Source organism: Micromonospora sp. WMMD735 (genome assembly GCF_049178995.1).
GTDB classification, from domain to species: domain Bacteria; phylum Actinomycetota; class Actinomycetes; order Mycobacteriales; family Micromonosporaceae; genus Micromonospora; species Micromonospora wenchangensis.
Window position 1 is genome coordinate 7038052 of sequence record NZ_JBMHMJ010000002.1, and the last position, 15969, is coordinate 7054020.

Sequence of the window (15969 nt, forward strand, 5' to 3'; positions counted from 1 at the left end):
CGCAGAATGAGGTCAGTTGTCATGCCGCAGACCCGTGACTTTTCCGAGGACGCGATCGCTGTCGTCGGCATGTCCTGCCGCCTGCCCGGCGCGGCGGACCCGGCCGCGTTCTGGGCCCTGCTCGCCAGCGGAACGAGCGCGGTCGGCGCGGCGCCCGCCGACCGCTGCGGGCCGGACGCGCCACCCGGCGGCTTCCTCGACGACGTCGCCGGCTTCGACGCCGCGTTCTTCGGCATCTCCCCGCGCGAGGCCACCGCGATGGACCCGCAGCAGCGGCTGATGCTGGAGCTGGCGTGGGAGGCGATCGAGGACGCCCGGCTGGCACCCGACCAGCTCGCCGGGCGGCCCGCGGCGGTCTACGTCGGCGCGATCCAGGACGACTACGCCCAACTGGCCGGCCGGGTGCCCGCCACCGCGTTCACCCTCACCGGGCTGCACCGCAGCGTCGTGGCCAACCGGATCTCGTACACCCTCGGCCTGACCGGGCCCAGCGTGGTCGTCGACTCGGGGCAGTCGTCGGCGCTGGTCGCCGTACACCAGGCGTGCGAGAGCCTGCGTGCCGGAACCGTCTCGCTGGCCCTGGCCGGCGGCGTGAACCTGATCCTGGAACCGGGCAGCACCGCCCGGGTCGGTGAGTTCGGCGGCCTCTCCCCGGACGGCACGGCCTGGGTCTTCGACGCGCGCGCCAACGGCTACGTACGCGGTGAGGGCGGTGGCCTGGTCGTGCTCAAGCGGCTCGCCGACGCGGTGGCCGACGGCGACGACATCTCCTGCGTGATCCTCGGCGGGGCGGTCAACAACGACGGTGGCGGCGCCGGTCTGACCGTCCCCGACGGTGACGGGCAGGCCGACGTGATCCGGCGGGCGCACCGGCAGGCGGGCACCGACCCGGCCCACGTCGGCTACGTCGAGCTGCACGGCACGGGCACCCCGGTGGGCGACCCGGTCGAGGCCGGCGCGTTGGGCGCGACGATCGGCGTGCACCGGCCGGCGGACGCTCCGCTGGCCGTCGGATCGGCCAAGACCAACGTCGGACACCTCGAAGGCGCCGCCGGCCTGGTCGGGCTGCTCAAGCTCGCGTTGAGCGCCCGGCACGGGCAGATCCCGGCGAGCCTGAACTTCAGCACCGTCAACCCGCGCATCGACCTGGCCGCGCTGAACCTGCGGGTGCAGACCGCGCTCGGCGCGTGGCCGGCGGACGCCGCCGGTGACGGCGACGCCCTGGCGGGCCTGTCCTCGTTCGGGATGGGCGGCACCAACGCCCACCTGGTCGTCGGGCGTGCGCCCCGGCCCACCACCGACCGGGCCGACCGGCCGGCGCAGGCGTACACCGCGCCCTGGGTGCTGTCCGGCCAGAGCCCCGCCGCACTGCGGGCCCAGGCGGCCACCCTGCGGGGGTTCGTCGCGTCCGGCGTCGACGTCGCCGACGCCGACCTGGGCCACTCGCTCGCGTCGACCCGCGCCGCGCTGCGGCACCGGGCGGCGGTGCGCGCCGGTGACCGCGCCGGCATGCTCGCCGCCCTCGACGCGCTCGCCGCCGGGGACGACCGGCCCGACCTGGTCGTCGGTCGCGTCCGCCCCGGCCGGGTGGTCTTCGTCTTCCCCGGTCAGGGCTCGCAGTGGGAGGCGATGGCCCGTGGCCTGTACGCCGACTCCGCGGTGTTCCGCGACCGCCTCGACGAGTGCGCCGACGCGCTGGCCGCCCACACCGACTGGGACCTGCGTGACGTCCTGCTGGGCGGGGGCGGCGACCGGTTGGCGCGGGTCGACGTGGTCCAGCCGGTGCTGTTCGCCGTGATGGTGTCGTTGGCGGCGCTGTGGCGGGCGCACGGCGTGGAACCCGACGCGGTGGTGGGGCACTCCCAGGGTGAGATCGCCGCCGCCTACGTGGCCGGCGCGTTGACCCTGTCGGACGCGGCCCGGGTGGTGGCCCTGCGCAGCCGGGCGATCCGGGCCCTGGCGGGCACCGGCGCGATGGCGTCGGTGGCGCTGTCGGCCGAGCGGCTGCTGCCGGTGCTGGAGCGGTGGAGCGACCGGGTGGCGATCGGGGCGATCAACGGCCCCGACTCGACCGTCCTGTCCGGAGCGGTGGACGTGCTGCCGCAGGTGCTCGCCGAACTGACCGCCCAGGGCGTGCGGTGCCGGGCCGTCCCGGTGGACTACGCCTCCCACTCGCCGCAGGTCGAGGCGATCCGCGACGACGTGCTCGACCAGCTCGCCCCGATCACGCCCACCGACGCCCCGGTCGCCTTCTATTCGGCGGTGACCGGAACGCCCGTCGACACGGCCGGGCTGGACGCCGCCTACTGGTACCGCAACCTGCGGCAGACCGTCCGGTTCGAGCCGGCGGCCCGCGCGTTGCTCGACGACGGGTACACCACGTTCATCGAGTGCAGCCCGCACCCGGTGCTGGCCGTCGGCCTGCGGGAGACCTTCGCCGCGACCGGGCAGCCGGCGTCCGTGGTGCCCACCCTGCGCCGTGACGACGGGGGCCTCGACCGCTTCCGGCACGCCGTCGGCCACGCGTACGTCGTGGGCGCTCCGGTCGACTGGACGACGTCCTTCCCCGACGCGCGGCGGATCTCCCTGCCCACCTACGAGTTCCAGCGCCGGCCCTTCTGGATCGACGCGCCCGCAGCGACCCCGGTCGTGGCGACCGTACGCCCCGGGGCGGAGGCCGACGCACCGGTGGCCGAGGAGCCCGTCGGCGACGGGGCCTGGGCGAACGCGCTGCGGGAGCTGCCGGCGGAGCGTCGCCTCGACGTCGCCCTGGAGCTGGTCCGGCGGCGGGCCGCCGGCATTCTCGGTCACCCGGACGCCACCGACGTGGACCCGGCGACGACCTTCAAGGAACTCGGCTTCTCGTCGCTCACCGTCGTGGAGCTGCGCGACCGGCTGGCCGACGACACCGCCCTGCCGCTGCCGTCCTCGCTCGCCTACGACTTTCCGACTCCGGTGTTGGTGGCGGAGCGGTTGGTGGGTTTGGTGTCGGGTGTGGTTGTGGGGGTGGGTGTTGCGGGTGTGGGTGTGGGTGAGGCGGTGGCGATTGTGGGGATGGGTTGTCGTTTTGGTGGTGGGGTGGGTTCGCCGGGGGATTTGTGGGATGTGGTGTCGGGTGGGGTTGATGTGGTGGGTGGGTGGCCGGTGGATCGTGGGTGGGATGTGGAGGGTTTGGTGGGTGGTGGGGTGCCGGGGTTTGGTGGGTTTTTGGAGGGTGCGGGGGTTTTTGATGCGGAGTTTTTTGGGGTTTCTCCGCGTGAGGCTGTGGTGATGGATCCGCAGCAGCGGGTGGTGTTGGAGGTGGTGTGGGAGGCGTTGGAGGGTGCGGGTTTGGGTGGTGTTGTGGGTGGTGTTGGTGGTGTGGGGGTGGGGGTGTTTTTGGGGGTGATGGGTTTGGAGTATGGGCCGCGGTTGTGTGAGGCGGGGGAGGGTGTTGGTGGGTATGTGTTGACGGGTTCGGCGGGGAGTGTGGTGTCGGGTCGGGTGGCGTATGTGTTGGGTTTGGGTGGTCCGGCGGTGTCGGTGGATACGGCGTGTTCGTCGTCGTTGGTGGCGTTGCATCAGGCGGTGGGGGCGTTGCGGTCGGGTGAGGTGTCGTTGGCGGTGGCGGGTGGGGTGGCGGTGATGGGTTCGCCGGGGATGTTTGTGGAGTTTGCGCGTCAGGGTGGGTTGTCGGCTGATGGTCGGTGTAAGGCGTTTTCGTCGTCGGCGGATGGTACGGGGTGGGGTGAGGGTGTTGGTGTGGTGGTGTTGGAGCGGTTGTCGGATGCGCGGCGTAATGGTCATCGGGTGTTGGCGGTGGTGCGGGGTTCGGCGGTTAATCAGGATGGTGCGTCGAATGGGTTGACGGCGCCGCATGGTCCGTCGCAGGAGCGGGTGATTCGTCAGGCGTTGGCGAGTGGGGGTTTGTCGGCGGGTGATGTGGATGTGGTGGAGGCGCATGGTACGGGGACGCGGTTGGGTGATCCGATTGAGGCGCAGGCGTTGTTGGCGACGTATGGTCGGGAGCATTCGGCGGAGCGTCCGTTGTATCTTGGTTCGTTGAAGTCGAATATTGGTCATACGATGGCGGCGGCGGGTGTTGCTGGTGTGATCAAGATGGTGTTGGCGATGCGTGCTGGGGTGATGCCGAAGACGTTGCATGTGGTGGAGCCGACGTCGCATGTGGATTGGTCGTCGGGTGCGGTGGAGCTGCTCACGGAGGCGCGGGTTTGGGACGGTGACGGGCCGCGTCGGGCGGGGGTGTCGTCGTTCGGGATCAGTGGGACGAATGCGCATGTGGTGTTGGAGTCGGCACCGGAATTCGAACCGGAACTGGCAGTCACGGAGGACGGCGAGCCGGACGCTCCGGTGCCGTTGGTGCTGTCGGCGCGGTCGGTGGAAGCGCTGCGGGCACACGCGGTACGACTGGCCGGGGTCGTCGAGAGTGGCGTGTCGCTGGCGGGAATCGCCTCGACCCTGGTGCGTGAACGGACGCTGTGGGAGCACCGGGCCGTCATCGTGGGCAATTCGCGGGCGGAACTGCTCACGGGTCTGACCGCACTGGGGTCGGGCTCGGACAATGTGGCGACCGCGACCGTGGTGTCGGATTCCGGTTCGGTTCCGGTTTCTGTTTCGTCGGGTGTGGTGTCGGGTGGGGTGGTGTCGGGTGGGACGGTGTTTGTGTTTCCGGGTCAGGGGTCGCAGTGGTGGGGTATGGGTCGGGAGTTGTGGGGGTGTGATGCTGTTTTTCGGGGGCGGTTTGAGGAGTGTGTTGGGGTGTTGGGTGGGTTGGTGGATTGGGATGTTCGTGGGGTGTTGTTGGAGGGTGGGGAGGAGTGGTTGGGGCGGGTTGATGTGGTGCAGCCGGCGTTGTTTGTGTTGATGGTGTGTTTGGCGGAGGTGTGGCGGGCTGCGGGTGTGGTGCCGGATGCGGTGGTGGGTCATTCGCAGGGTGAGGTGGCGGCGGCGTGTGTGGCGGGGGTGTTGTCGTTGGAGGATGCGTTGCGGGTGGTGGTGGGTCGGTCGCGGTTGGTGGGGGAGCGGTTGGCGGGGTTGGGGGGGATGGTGTCGGTGGGGTTGTCGGTGGGTGAGGTGGAGTCGTGGTTGGTGGGTTTTGGTGGTGAGTTGGTGGTGGGTGTGGTGAATGGGCCGGGGTCGTGTGTGGTGGCGGGTCCGGTGGGTTTGTTGGGTGATCTGGTGGGGTTGTTGGAGGGGGTGGGGGTGTGGTGTCGGTGGGTGCCGGTGGATTATGCGTCGCATCATCCGGTGGTGGATGTGGTGCGGGAGGAGTTGTTGGGTTTGGTGGGGGATGTGGTGGGTTCGTCGGGGGAGGTGGTGGTGTATTCGTCGGTGCGGGGTGGTGTGGTGTCGGGTGTGGAGTTGGGGGGTGGTTATTGGTTTGAGAATTTGCGGTCGGCGGTGCGGTTTGAGGAGGTGGTGGGGGTGTTGGTGGGTGATGGGTTTTCGCGGTTTGTGGAGTGTTCTCCGCATCCGGTGTTGTCGGTGGGTTTGCGGGAGTCGTTGGAGGTGTTGGGTTCGGGTGGTGTGGTGGTGCCGACGTTGCGTCGGGGTGAGGGTGGTGTGGGTCGGGTGTTGTTGTCGTTGGGTGAGGCGTTCGTGTCGGGGGTGGGGGTTGATTGGGAGCGGGTGGTGCCGGAGGCTGCCCGGGTCGATCTACCCACCTACCCCTTCCAGGGCCGCCACTACTGGCTGAACCCGACCGCACCCGGCGGGGCCGACGTCTCGCACGCCGGCCTGACCGCCGTCACCCACCCCCTGCTCGGCGCGGTCGTCGAACTCGCCGGCAGCGCCGTCACCGGCCTCACCGGCACGCTCTCCCTCGCCGCCCAGCCCTGGCTGGCCGACCACGCCGTCGGCGACACCGTGTTGCTGCCCGGCACCGCGTTCGTCGAGATGGCGCTGCGCGCCGGCGACGAGGTCGGCTGCGACCACGTCGACGAACTGACCCTCCAGGCGCCCCTGGTGCTGACGGACCGCGCGCCGGTGCACGTCCGGGTGGAGATCGACGAGCCGGCCGGGGACGGCCGCCGTGAGGTGAGCATCCACTCCCGGGCCGCCGACGTCGACTTCGGCACCGCCTGGACCTGCCACGCCACCGGCACGCTGTCCCCCACCGTGACCGCCCCCGACCTCCCGGCCCCCTCCGCGCAGTGGCCGCCCCGGGGTGCCACCCCCGTGGACGTCCGCGACGCGTACGACGACCTGGCCGACGGCGGATACCGCTACGGCCCCACCTTCCGGGGCCTGACCGCGATGTGGCAGTCCGGCGACGAGGTCTTCGCCGACGTGTCGCTCCCGGAAGCGGCCCACACCGACGCCGCCCGCTTCGGGCTGCACCCGGCACTGCTGGACGCGGCGCTGCACGCGATGCTCGTCCGTGACCGGCTGGCCGGCCGGCACGACCTGCGGCTGCCGTTCGCCTGGCAGGGCGTCACGCTCGCCGCCGCCGGGGCGTCGATGCTGCGGCTGTCGCTGCGGCCGACGGCCACCGGCGCGATCACCCTGACCGCCGTCGACGGCGCCGGCCAGCCGGTGCTCACCGTCGAGTCGTTGACCTTCCGCGAGGTCGACCCGGCCCGACTCGGCACCGCCCGACAGGACACGCCCCCGCTCTACGGCCTCGACTGGGTCGCCGAGCCCGCCGGGGTCACCGCCGCGCCGTCCACCCTGCGGTACGCGCTGCTCGGGCCGGACCCGCTCGGTCTCGGCAGCGTCCTGCCCGACGTCGAGCGTCACCCCGACCTGCCCGCCCTGGCAGCCGCCGGACGGCAGGTCGACGTCGTCGTGGTGACCCTGCCCGACGCCCCGCAGGGCCCGGCGATCACCGGGGCGCACGCCGCCGCCCGGTGGGCGCTCACCCTGGCCCAGGACTGGCTCGCCACCGAGCAGCTTGCCGACGCCCGGCTCGCCGTGGTGAGCCGGCACGCGATCACCACCGACGCGGGCACCACCGCGTCCTCGCCGGCCCACGCCACCGCATGGGGGCTGCTGCGCTCGGCGCGGACCGAGAACCCGGGCCGGTTCCTCCTGCTCGACCTGGACGACGACCCCCGCTCGCTGACCGCGCTGCCGGCCGCCCTCGCCGCCGACCGCTCCGAGCTGGCCGTCCGCAACGGGGAGCTGAGGGTGCCCCGGCTCGCCCCGGTGACCCCCGGCGTCGCGCCGGTGTCCGGTGGCGACTGGCGACTGGACGGCACCGGATCGGGCAGCGTGGACGGTCTCGCCATCGTCGCCGGGCAGACCCCGGCCACCGGGCCGGCCGCCCTCGCCCCGCACGAGGTCCGGATCGCGGTACGGGCCGCCGGCCTGAACTTCCGCGACGTCCTCATCGCCCTCGGCGTCTACCCCGGCGAGGCCCGGATGGGCATCGAGGGTGCCGGCGTGGTGACCGAGACCGGTGCGGCGGTCACCGACCTGCGGCCCGGGGACCGGGTGATGGGCATGGTGGCCGAGTCGTTCGCCGGCACCGCCACCGTGGACCACCGGCTGCTCGTGCCGATCCCGGCCGGTTGGTCGTACGCCCAGGCCGCCGCGGTGCCGATCGTCTTCGCCACCGCCTACTACGGGCTCGTCCACCAGGCCGGCCTGCGTGCCGGTGAGTCGGTGCTGGTCCACGCCGCCGCCGGTGGCGTCGGCATGGCCGCCGTGCAGCTCGCCCACCAGCTCGGCGCGACGGTGTACGCCACGGCCAGCCCCGCCAAGTGGGAGGCGGTACGGGCCCTCGGCGTGCCCGCCGACCGGATCGCCTCCTCGCGTACCGACGGGTTCGAGGAGACCTTCCGGGTCGCCGCCCCGAATGGCGTCGACGTCGTGTTGAACAGCCTGGCCGGTGACCTGCTCGACGCGTCACTGCGGCTGCTCGCCGACGGTGGCCGGTTCGTCGAGATGGGCAAGACCGACCTGCGTGACCCCGACCGGGTCGCCGTGGACCACCCCGGTCGCCACTACCAGGCGTTCGACCTGATCGAGGTCGGTCGCCGGGACCCGGAGCTGATCCGGCGCATCCTCACCGAGATCGTCGCGCTCTTCGCCCGGGGGGCGCTGACCCACCTGCCGACGAGGTGCTGGGACGTCCGCTCCGCCGCCGACGCGTTCCGCCAGCTCAGCCAGGCCCGCCAGATCGGCAAGGCGGTGCTGACCGTACCGGGCGGATGGGACCCCGACGGGACCGTCCTCATCACCGGCGGCACCGGCACGCTCGGCGGCCTGCTCGCCCGGCACCTGGTCACCCGGCACGGGATGCGGCACCTGCTGCTGGCCAGCCGGCGGGGACCGGCGGCCCCCGGCGTACCCGAGTTGGTCGGCGAACTGACCGGCCTCGGCGCGACGGTCGAGGTCGCCGCCGTCGACGTCGCCGACCGGGCCGCCCTGGACGCCCTGCTGGACGGCGTCCCGGCGGCGCACCCGCTGACGGCCGTGGTGCACACCGCCGGGGTGCTCGACGACGCGCTGCTGCCCGCGCTGACCGACGCGCGCGTCGAGACGGTGCTGCGGGCCAAGGCCGACGCCGCGTGGCACCTGCACGAGTCCACCCGTCACCGCGACCTGGCCGGCTTCGTGCTCTTCTCCTCGATCATGGGTCTGCTCGGGAACGCCAGCCAGGCCAACTACGCGGCGGCGAACGTGTTCCTGGACGAGCTGGCCCACGCCCGGCGTGCCGAGGGGCTACCGGCGACCGCCCTGGCCTGGGGCTTCTGGGACCAGCGCAGTGAGATGACCGGTCAACTCAGTGACGTCGACGTCGCCCGGATCGGCCGGCTCGGGCTGGTCCCGCTGACCGTCGAGGACGGCCTCGCCCTGTTCGACGCCGCGATCACCGCCGACCGGCCGACGGCCGTCCCGGCCCGGCTCGCCCTCGACGCCCTGCGTTCGCCGGCGGCCGGCGCCGTCCCGGAGCTGCTCACCGCTCTGGTGGGCCGGCGCGAGCGTCGGGTCGCGGCGGCCCGCGTCACCGGCAACGCTTTGGCCGAGCAACTCGTCGCGCTGCCGGCCGCGGAAGGCGACCAACTGCTGATCGAGCTGGTCCGGCAGACCGCCGCCGCGGTGCTCGGGCACGCCTCGGCCGCCCAGGTCCCGGCCCAGGCGAAGTTCAAGGATCTCGGCTTCGACTCGCTGTCCTCGGTGGAGCTGCGCAACCGGCTGAATGCGGCGACCGGTGTCCGGCTCTCCGCCACCATGGTGTTCGACCACCCCACACCGACCGCCGTGGCGGCGTACCTCAGGGACGAACTGCTCGGTGCCCGGCCGGCGGTGACGGACGCCCCGCCACCCACGCGGGGTGCGACCGACGACGACCACATCGCGATCGTCGGCATGGCCTGCCGGCTGCCCGGCGGTGTCGGTTCGCCGGACGAGCTGTGGGAGCTGCTGACCACCGACGGCGACGCGATCGGCGAACCCCCCAACGACCGTGGCTGGGACCTCGCTGACCTCTTCGACCCCGACCCGGACCGGCCCGGCAAGAGCTACGTGCTCGACGGCGGGTTCCTGCACGAGGCGGGGGAGTTCGACGCCGGATTCTTCGGCATCTCCCCCCGGGAGGCGCTGGCGATGGACCCGCAGCAGCGACTGCTGCTGGAGACCTCGTGGGAGGCGCTGGAGCGGGCCGGCATCGTGCCGGCGGCGCTGAACGGATCGGCGACGGGCGTCTTCGTCGGCGCGCTCGCCCAGGACTACGGCTCCCCGTTGCACCAGGTGTCCGAGGGGCTGGACGGGCTGCGGCTCACCGGCAGGTCCACCAGCGTCATCTCCGGCCGGGTGGCCTACGCGCTGGGGTTGCAGGGCCCGGCGGTGACGGTGGACACCGCGTGCTCGTCGTCGCTCGTGGCGCTGCACCAGGCGGTGGGGGCGCTGCGCGCGGGTGAGGTGTCGCTGGCACTGGCGGGCGGGGTGTCGGTGATGGCGACGCCCGGCATGTTCGTCGAGTTCTCCCGCCAACGGGGCCTGTCCGTGGACGGCCGCTGCAAGGCGTTCTCCTCCTCCGCCGACGGTACGGGGTGGGGTGAGGGTGTGGGTGTGGTGGTGTTGGAGCGGTTGTCGGATGCGCGGCGTAACGGTCATCGGGTCCTGGCGGTGGTGCGGGGTAGTGCGGTCAATCAGGATGGTGCGTCGAATGGGTTGACGGCGCCGCATGGTCCGTCGCAGGAGCGGGTGATTCGTCAGGCGTTGGCGAGTGGGGGTTTGTCGGCGGGTGATGTGGATGTGGTGGAGGCGCATGGTACGGGGACGAAGCTTGGTGATCCGATCGAGGCGCAGGCGTTGTTGGCGACGTACGGTCGGGAGCATTCGGCGGAGCGTCCGCTGTACCTCGGCTCACTGAAGTCGAACATCGGCCACACGATGGCGGCGGCGGGGATCACCGGCGTCATCAAGACCGTCCTGGCGATGCGCGCCGGGGTGATGCCGAAGACGTTGCACGTGGACGAGCCGACCACGCACGTGGACTGGTCGTCCGGCACGGTGGAGCTGCTCACCGAGGCGCGGGTCTGGGACGGTGACGGGCCGCGTCGGGCGGGGGTGTCCTCGTTCGGGATCAGTGGCACCAACGCGCACGTCGTCCTGGAGTCGGCACCCGGGCCGGAACCGGCCGCTGCGCCCCCGGCCGACGCGGCCGGGCCGGTGCCGCTGGTGCTGTCGGCCCGGTCGGCGGAGGCCCTGCGCGCCCAGGCGGTGCGCTTGGCCGGGGTCGTGGAAAGCGGAGAATCGCTCGCCGGAATTGCTTCCGGACTCATCCGCGACCGTTCCCGGTGGGATCACCGGGCCGTGGTCGTCGGCAGTTCACGCGCCGAGCTGGTCTCCGGCCTGGCGGCAATCGGATCGGGTTCCGACGCCGCGGTCGCCGCCGGCGGCAATTCCGCCTCCGGTCGGGTGGTGTCGGGTGGGACGGTGTTTGTGTTTCCGGGTCAGGGGTCGCAGTGGTGGGGTATGGGTCGGGAGTTGTGGGGGTGTGATGCTGTTTTTCGGGGGCGGTTTGAGGAGTGTGTTGGGGTGTTGGGTGGGTTGGTGGATTGGGATGTTCGTGGGGTGTTGTTGGAGGGTGGGGAGGAGTGGTTGGGGCGGGTTGATGTGGTGCAGCCGGCGTTGTTTGTGTTGATGGTGTGTTTGGCGGAGGTGTGGCGGGCTGCGGGTGTGGTGCCGGATGCGGTGGTGGGTCATTCGCAGGGTGAGGTGGCGGCGGCGTGTGTGGCGGGGGTGTTGTCGTTGGAGGATGCGTTGCGGGTGGTGGTGGGTCGGTCGCGGTTGGTGGGGGAGCGGTTGGCGGGGTTGGGGGGGATGGTGTCGGTGGGGTTGTCGGTGGGTGAGGTGGAGTCGTGGTTGGTGGGTTTTGGTGGTGAGTTGGTGGTGGGTGTGGTGAATGGGCCGGGGTCGTGTGTGGTGGCGGGTCCGGTGGGTTTGTTGGGTGATCTGGTGGGGTTGTTGGAGGGGGTGGGGGTGTGGTGTCGGTGGGTGCCGGTGGATTATGCGTCGCATCATCCGGTGGTGGATGTGGTGCGGGAGGAGTTGTTGGGTTTGGTGGGGGATGTGGTGGGTTCGTCGGGGGAGGTGGTGGTGTATTCGTCGGTGCGGGGTGGTGTGGTGTCGGGTGTGGAGTTGGGGGGTGGTTATTGGTTTGAGAATTTGCGGTCGGCGGTGCGGTTTGAGGAGGTGGTGGGGGTGTTGGTGGGTGATGGGTTTTCGCGGTTTGTGGAGTGTTCTCCGCATCCGGTGTTGTCGGTGGGTTTGCGGGAGTCGTTGGAGGTGTTGGGTTCGGGTGGTGTGGTGGTGCCGACGTTGCGTCGGGGTGAGGGTGGTGTGGGTCGGGTGTTGTTGTCGTTGGGTGAGGCGTTCGTGTCGGGGGTGGGGGTTGATTGGGAGCGGGTGGTGCCGGAGGCTGCCCGGGTCGACCTACCCACCTACCCCTTCCAACACGAGCACTACTGGCTCAGGTACGCCCCGTCCACCGGTACCACCGACCGGGGCGACCACGCGCTGCTCGGTGCCGCGGTGGAACTCCCCGGCTCGGGCGGGATGGTGCTGACCGGCACCGTGTCCCAGGCCGGCCTGCCCTGGCTGGCCGACCACGCCGTCGGCGACACCGTCGTGCTGCCCGGCACCGCACTGCTCGACCTGGCGCTGAAGGCCGGCGACGACGTCGGGCTCGACCACGTCGACGTCCTCACCCTGCACGAGCCGCTGACCGTGCCGGCCCGGACCGCCGTCCACCTGCGGGTGGAGATCGGCGCACCGGGCGACGACGCCCGCCGGCCGCTGAGCATCCACTCCCGACGGGCCGACACCCCGGCCGGCGCCCCGTGGCGGTGCCACGCCGCAGGTGTGCTCGCCGTCGGCGTACCGCTGCCCGGGGTGGACCTGGCGGTCTGGCCGGCTCCCGACGCGACCGCCGAGCCCACCGCCGACGGTGTCGCACGGTGGCGGCGGGGCGACGAGGTCTTCGCCGAGGTCCGGCTGCCCGACCGGCAGCACGCCGAGGCGGACCACTTCGGACTGCACCCGGCCCTGCTCGACGCCGCGTTGCGGGCCGTCGGCGATCCGGCCGGCACGCCGTCCCGGCTGGCCGGGATGCACGGCGTCACCCTGCGGGCCGTGGGCGCGACAGTGCTGCGCGTGCACCGCGCCGGATCGGGCCAGGTGACCGTCGCCGACGCGACCGGCTCCCCGGTGGCCACGATCGCCGCCGTCACCACCCGCCCCAGCCCGGTCGGCGAGGCACGGACCGCGAGCGCCGCCGCCCAGGACGGCCTGTTCCGGGTGGAGTGGGTCGCGGTGCCGACACCCGTCCCGCCGTCGCCACCGACCCTGGTGGTCGTCGGTGCCGACCCGCTGCGGGCGCGCGCCGGGCTGATGTCGGCGGACACCTACGCCGAGGCGTACCCTGACCTGGCCGCGCTCACCGCCGCGGTCGAAGCCGGCGCGGCCCGCCCGGACGTCATCCTGTTCAGCGACACCGACCCCGCCCCGGCAGGCGGCAGCCCCTGGGAGACCAGCCGCCTCGTCACCCTGCACCGCGACCCGACCGCCACCGCCGTACGCCGCCGTGGCCGGGCGGGCGGCACCACACCAGAGGCGGCACCGGCCCCCGCGGTGCCGGTCGACGCGCCACCCGCATCCGGCGACACCGTCGTGGTCGACGGCGCCAAGGCGTCCTGGCGGGTGCTGGCGACGGCGCTCACCCTGGCCGAACCGCACCTGGTCGTGCGCCGGGGCACCGTGCTGACGCCCCGGCTGACCCGGGTCGCCGTCCCGGTGCACGACGCGACGCCGCTCGACGTCACCGGCCCGGTGCTGGTCACCGGTGGCGCGTCGGCGGCGCGCGGAGCGACCGTGGCCTTCCTGCGCGGATGCGGGATCGAGGCCGGCGACGGCAGCGGGGACGACGCCACCACCACCGTCGTCCGGGTGGACGCCCCCGACGCGGCGGCGGTCGCCGACAGCGCCACCCCGACCGTCACGCTGCTGCGGGAGCGGCCCGCCGGTGAGCCGTCCCCGGACGAACTCGCCCTCGTCGAGGCGGCCTGCCGCCTCGGTGGGTCGCTGGTCGTCGCGGCCGGAGCCGGCACCTGGTCCCGTTCCCCCGACGCCCCGGCGCTGCTGCGGTCGCTGGCCCCGGTCGGCGCCCGCCGCACCGTACGGGCCGCCGTCGACGCCCCGGCCGGCCTCAAGCAACGGCTGGTGCTCGCACCCGAGGGCGACCGGGACCAGATCCTGCTGGAACTGGTACGCCGCAACGTCGCGGCGGTGCTCGGCCTGGCGTCGGCGGAGACCGTCGAACGGGACCGGCGGTTCCGGGACGCCGGGTTCGACTCGCTGTCCGCCCTGACGGTCCGCAACCTGATCAGCACGGAGACCGACCTGCGGCTCGCGCCCACGGTGGTCTTCGACCACTCCACGCCCGACGCCCTGGTGCGTCACCTCAGGCAGGAACTGCTCGGCTACTGACGACCCGCCGGCCTGCGGCGGACACAGCTGAAGAATGGAGGGACCCCGTGCGAGTCGATGGTGTCTATCTCGACGGGATCGGCCAGTACCTGCCCGACTGGGTCAGCGCCGAGGACGCGGTCGCGGACGGCCGTTACCGGGCGGAGGTCTTCGAGGCCAGCGGTCTGACCGGCACGCACGTCTCGACGAAACTACCCGCCCTCGACATGGCGGTGCTGGCCGCCCGGACCGCGCTGGAGCGGTCCTCGGTGGCGACCGCCGACGTCGAGTCGCACATCCACGCCAGCGTCTACCACCAGGGCCCCGAGGGCTCCTACCCACCCGGTTACGTCCTGCGCGAGCTGGGGGTGACCGGCGTCGGCTCCCTGGAGATCCGGCAGGGGTGCAACGGGCTGCTCGCCGCGCTGGAGATCGCCGTCGGGCAGCTCACCGGCGTGGCGGAACTCGCCGTGGCCCTGCTGACCACCGCCCAGAACTTCGAGACGCCGCTGATCGACAGGTGGCACGGCTTCGGTGACTCGTACATCCTCGCCGACGGCGCCGCGGCGGCCGTCGTCACCACCGAGCCGGGATTCGCCGAGGTGCGGTCGATCTGCTCCGGCACCCTGCCCGAGCTGGAACGGTGGCACCGCGGCGACGGTCCGCTGACCCCACCGTCCGGGCAGACCGTCGAACCGGTGTCGATGGCCGCCCGGGCGGCCGCCTTCACCGACGACGAGATGCCGCTGGCGCGGGCCGTGGAGAGCCTCAGCGAGTTCGACGTCGGCATCATCCGGCGGGCCCTGGTCGACGCGGATCTCAACGTCGCCGACCTGGCCCGGGTGATCACCATCAACGAGGACGCCCGGATGACCGAGTTCACCACCCTCGGCCCGCTCGGCGTCGACCTGTCCCGCTCGGTCTGGGACTACGGCCGCTCGGTCGGGCACGTCGGCGCGGCCGACCTGGTCATCTCGCTGGAACACCTGCTCGTCACCGGGCAGGTCCAGCCCGGCGACCACCTCCTGCTGGTCTCCCAGGGCCCGGGCTGGCTCTGCTCCGCGGCCGTGCTCACCCTGCGGGAAAAGCCGTCCTGGCTGGAGTGAACAGCCGTTTTAGATGCGTTCTAGGCCCTCTGTCTAGCGTCGAACCGTCACACGTTCCGAGTGCGCAACGGAGGGGATTCAGTGGACGCGATCGTGGCCGACGATGTCGATACCGGGACCTTTGGCGTACCCGGAGCACGCCTCTATTACGAGGTCCAGGGCCAGGGACCGGTGCTGCTGGTCCTGCAGGCCGGTGAGGGTGACGCCGGACGGACCAGCTACCTCGTACAGCAACTCGCCGACCGGTACACGGTGGTGACCTACGACCGGCGTGGCCTGTCCCGCAGCAAGATCGACGGGCCACCCGGTCCGCTCACCATGGAGACCCACGCCGACGACGCGAGCGCCCTGCTCACCCACCTCACCGACCAGCCCGCCCACGTGCTCGGTTCCGGCTACGGTGCGGCGATCGGGCTCTACCTCTCGCTGCGGCACCCGCAGCAGGTCCGCACCCTGGTCGCGCACGAGGCGCCCACCCTGCGGCTGCTGCCGGCGGCCACCCGGGAACGGGTCGTGCGGGGCGTGGCCGCGGCCGAACGGGCCTACCACAACGACGGCTGGGGCCCGGCCATGAAACAGATGGCGGCGCTCAGCGGCATCGACCTGACCACCCTGGAGATGGAACCGGGCGTCGACTTCCAGCCGATGACGGTCGACCGGGCCGCGAACATCGAGTTCTTCGTCAGGTACGACGGCCCGGCCTTCCGCAACTGCCAGCTCGACGCCGACGACATCGCCCGGCTCAAGCAGACCGGGATCCGGGTGGTCCCGGCCGGCGGCTGCATCTCACAGGACATCTGGGCGTACGTCTGCGCGGAGGCGCTCGCCGACGAACTCGGTACGGCGGTGGTGGAGTTCCCCGGTGGCCGCAACGGCCACACCACGCACCCCCGCGCCTTCTCGGCGCGCCTGCACGAGGTGCTCGCCGCCGTCGCCTGAGTTCCGC

3 protein-coding genes are annotated in these 15969 nt (G+C 72.3%); all 3 read left to right on the plus strand.

Translation table 11 applies throughout. The features are described 5' to 3' along the window. Positions 1 to 21: 21 nt before the first annotated feature. The 3 genes from ACN268_RS30840 to ACN268_RS30850 all read left to right on the plus strand — a co-directional run bounded on the left by ACN268_RS30840 (position 22) and on the right by ACN268_RS30850 (position 15962). The gene (locus ACN268_RS30840) at positions 22 to 13938 is read left to right on the plus strand and encodes an SDR family NAD(P)-dependent oxidoreductase (protein WP_421486540.1); all 13917 of its coding nucleotides are present in this window, start codon (positions 22 to 24) and stop codon (positions 13936 to 13938) included. A gap of 47 nt (positions 13939 to 13985) precedes the next feature. Continuing rightward, positions 13986 to 15023: a ketoacyl-ACP synthase III family protein gene (locus tag ACN268_RS30845; protein WP_421486541.1), complete on the plus strand. Its 1038-nt coding sequence runs from the start codon at positions 13986 to 13988 to the stop codon at positions 15021 to 15023. Between the two features lie 81 nt (positions 15024 to 15104). Beyond that, entirely contained in the window at positions 15105 to 15962 is an 858-nt protein-coding gene (locus tag ACN268_RS30850; protein WP_421486542.1) for an alpha/beta fold hydrolase, read from the plus strand. Positions 15963 to 15969 lie beyond the last annotated feature (7 nt).

Bases quoted from the DNA above. Each gene is read 5' to 3' on its own strand.
- ACN268_RS30840 (WP_421486540.1), top strand. From the start codon at position 22: ATGCCGCAGACCCGTGACTTTTCCGAGGACGCGATCGCTGTCGTCGGC.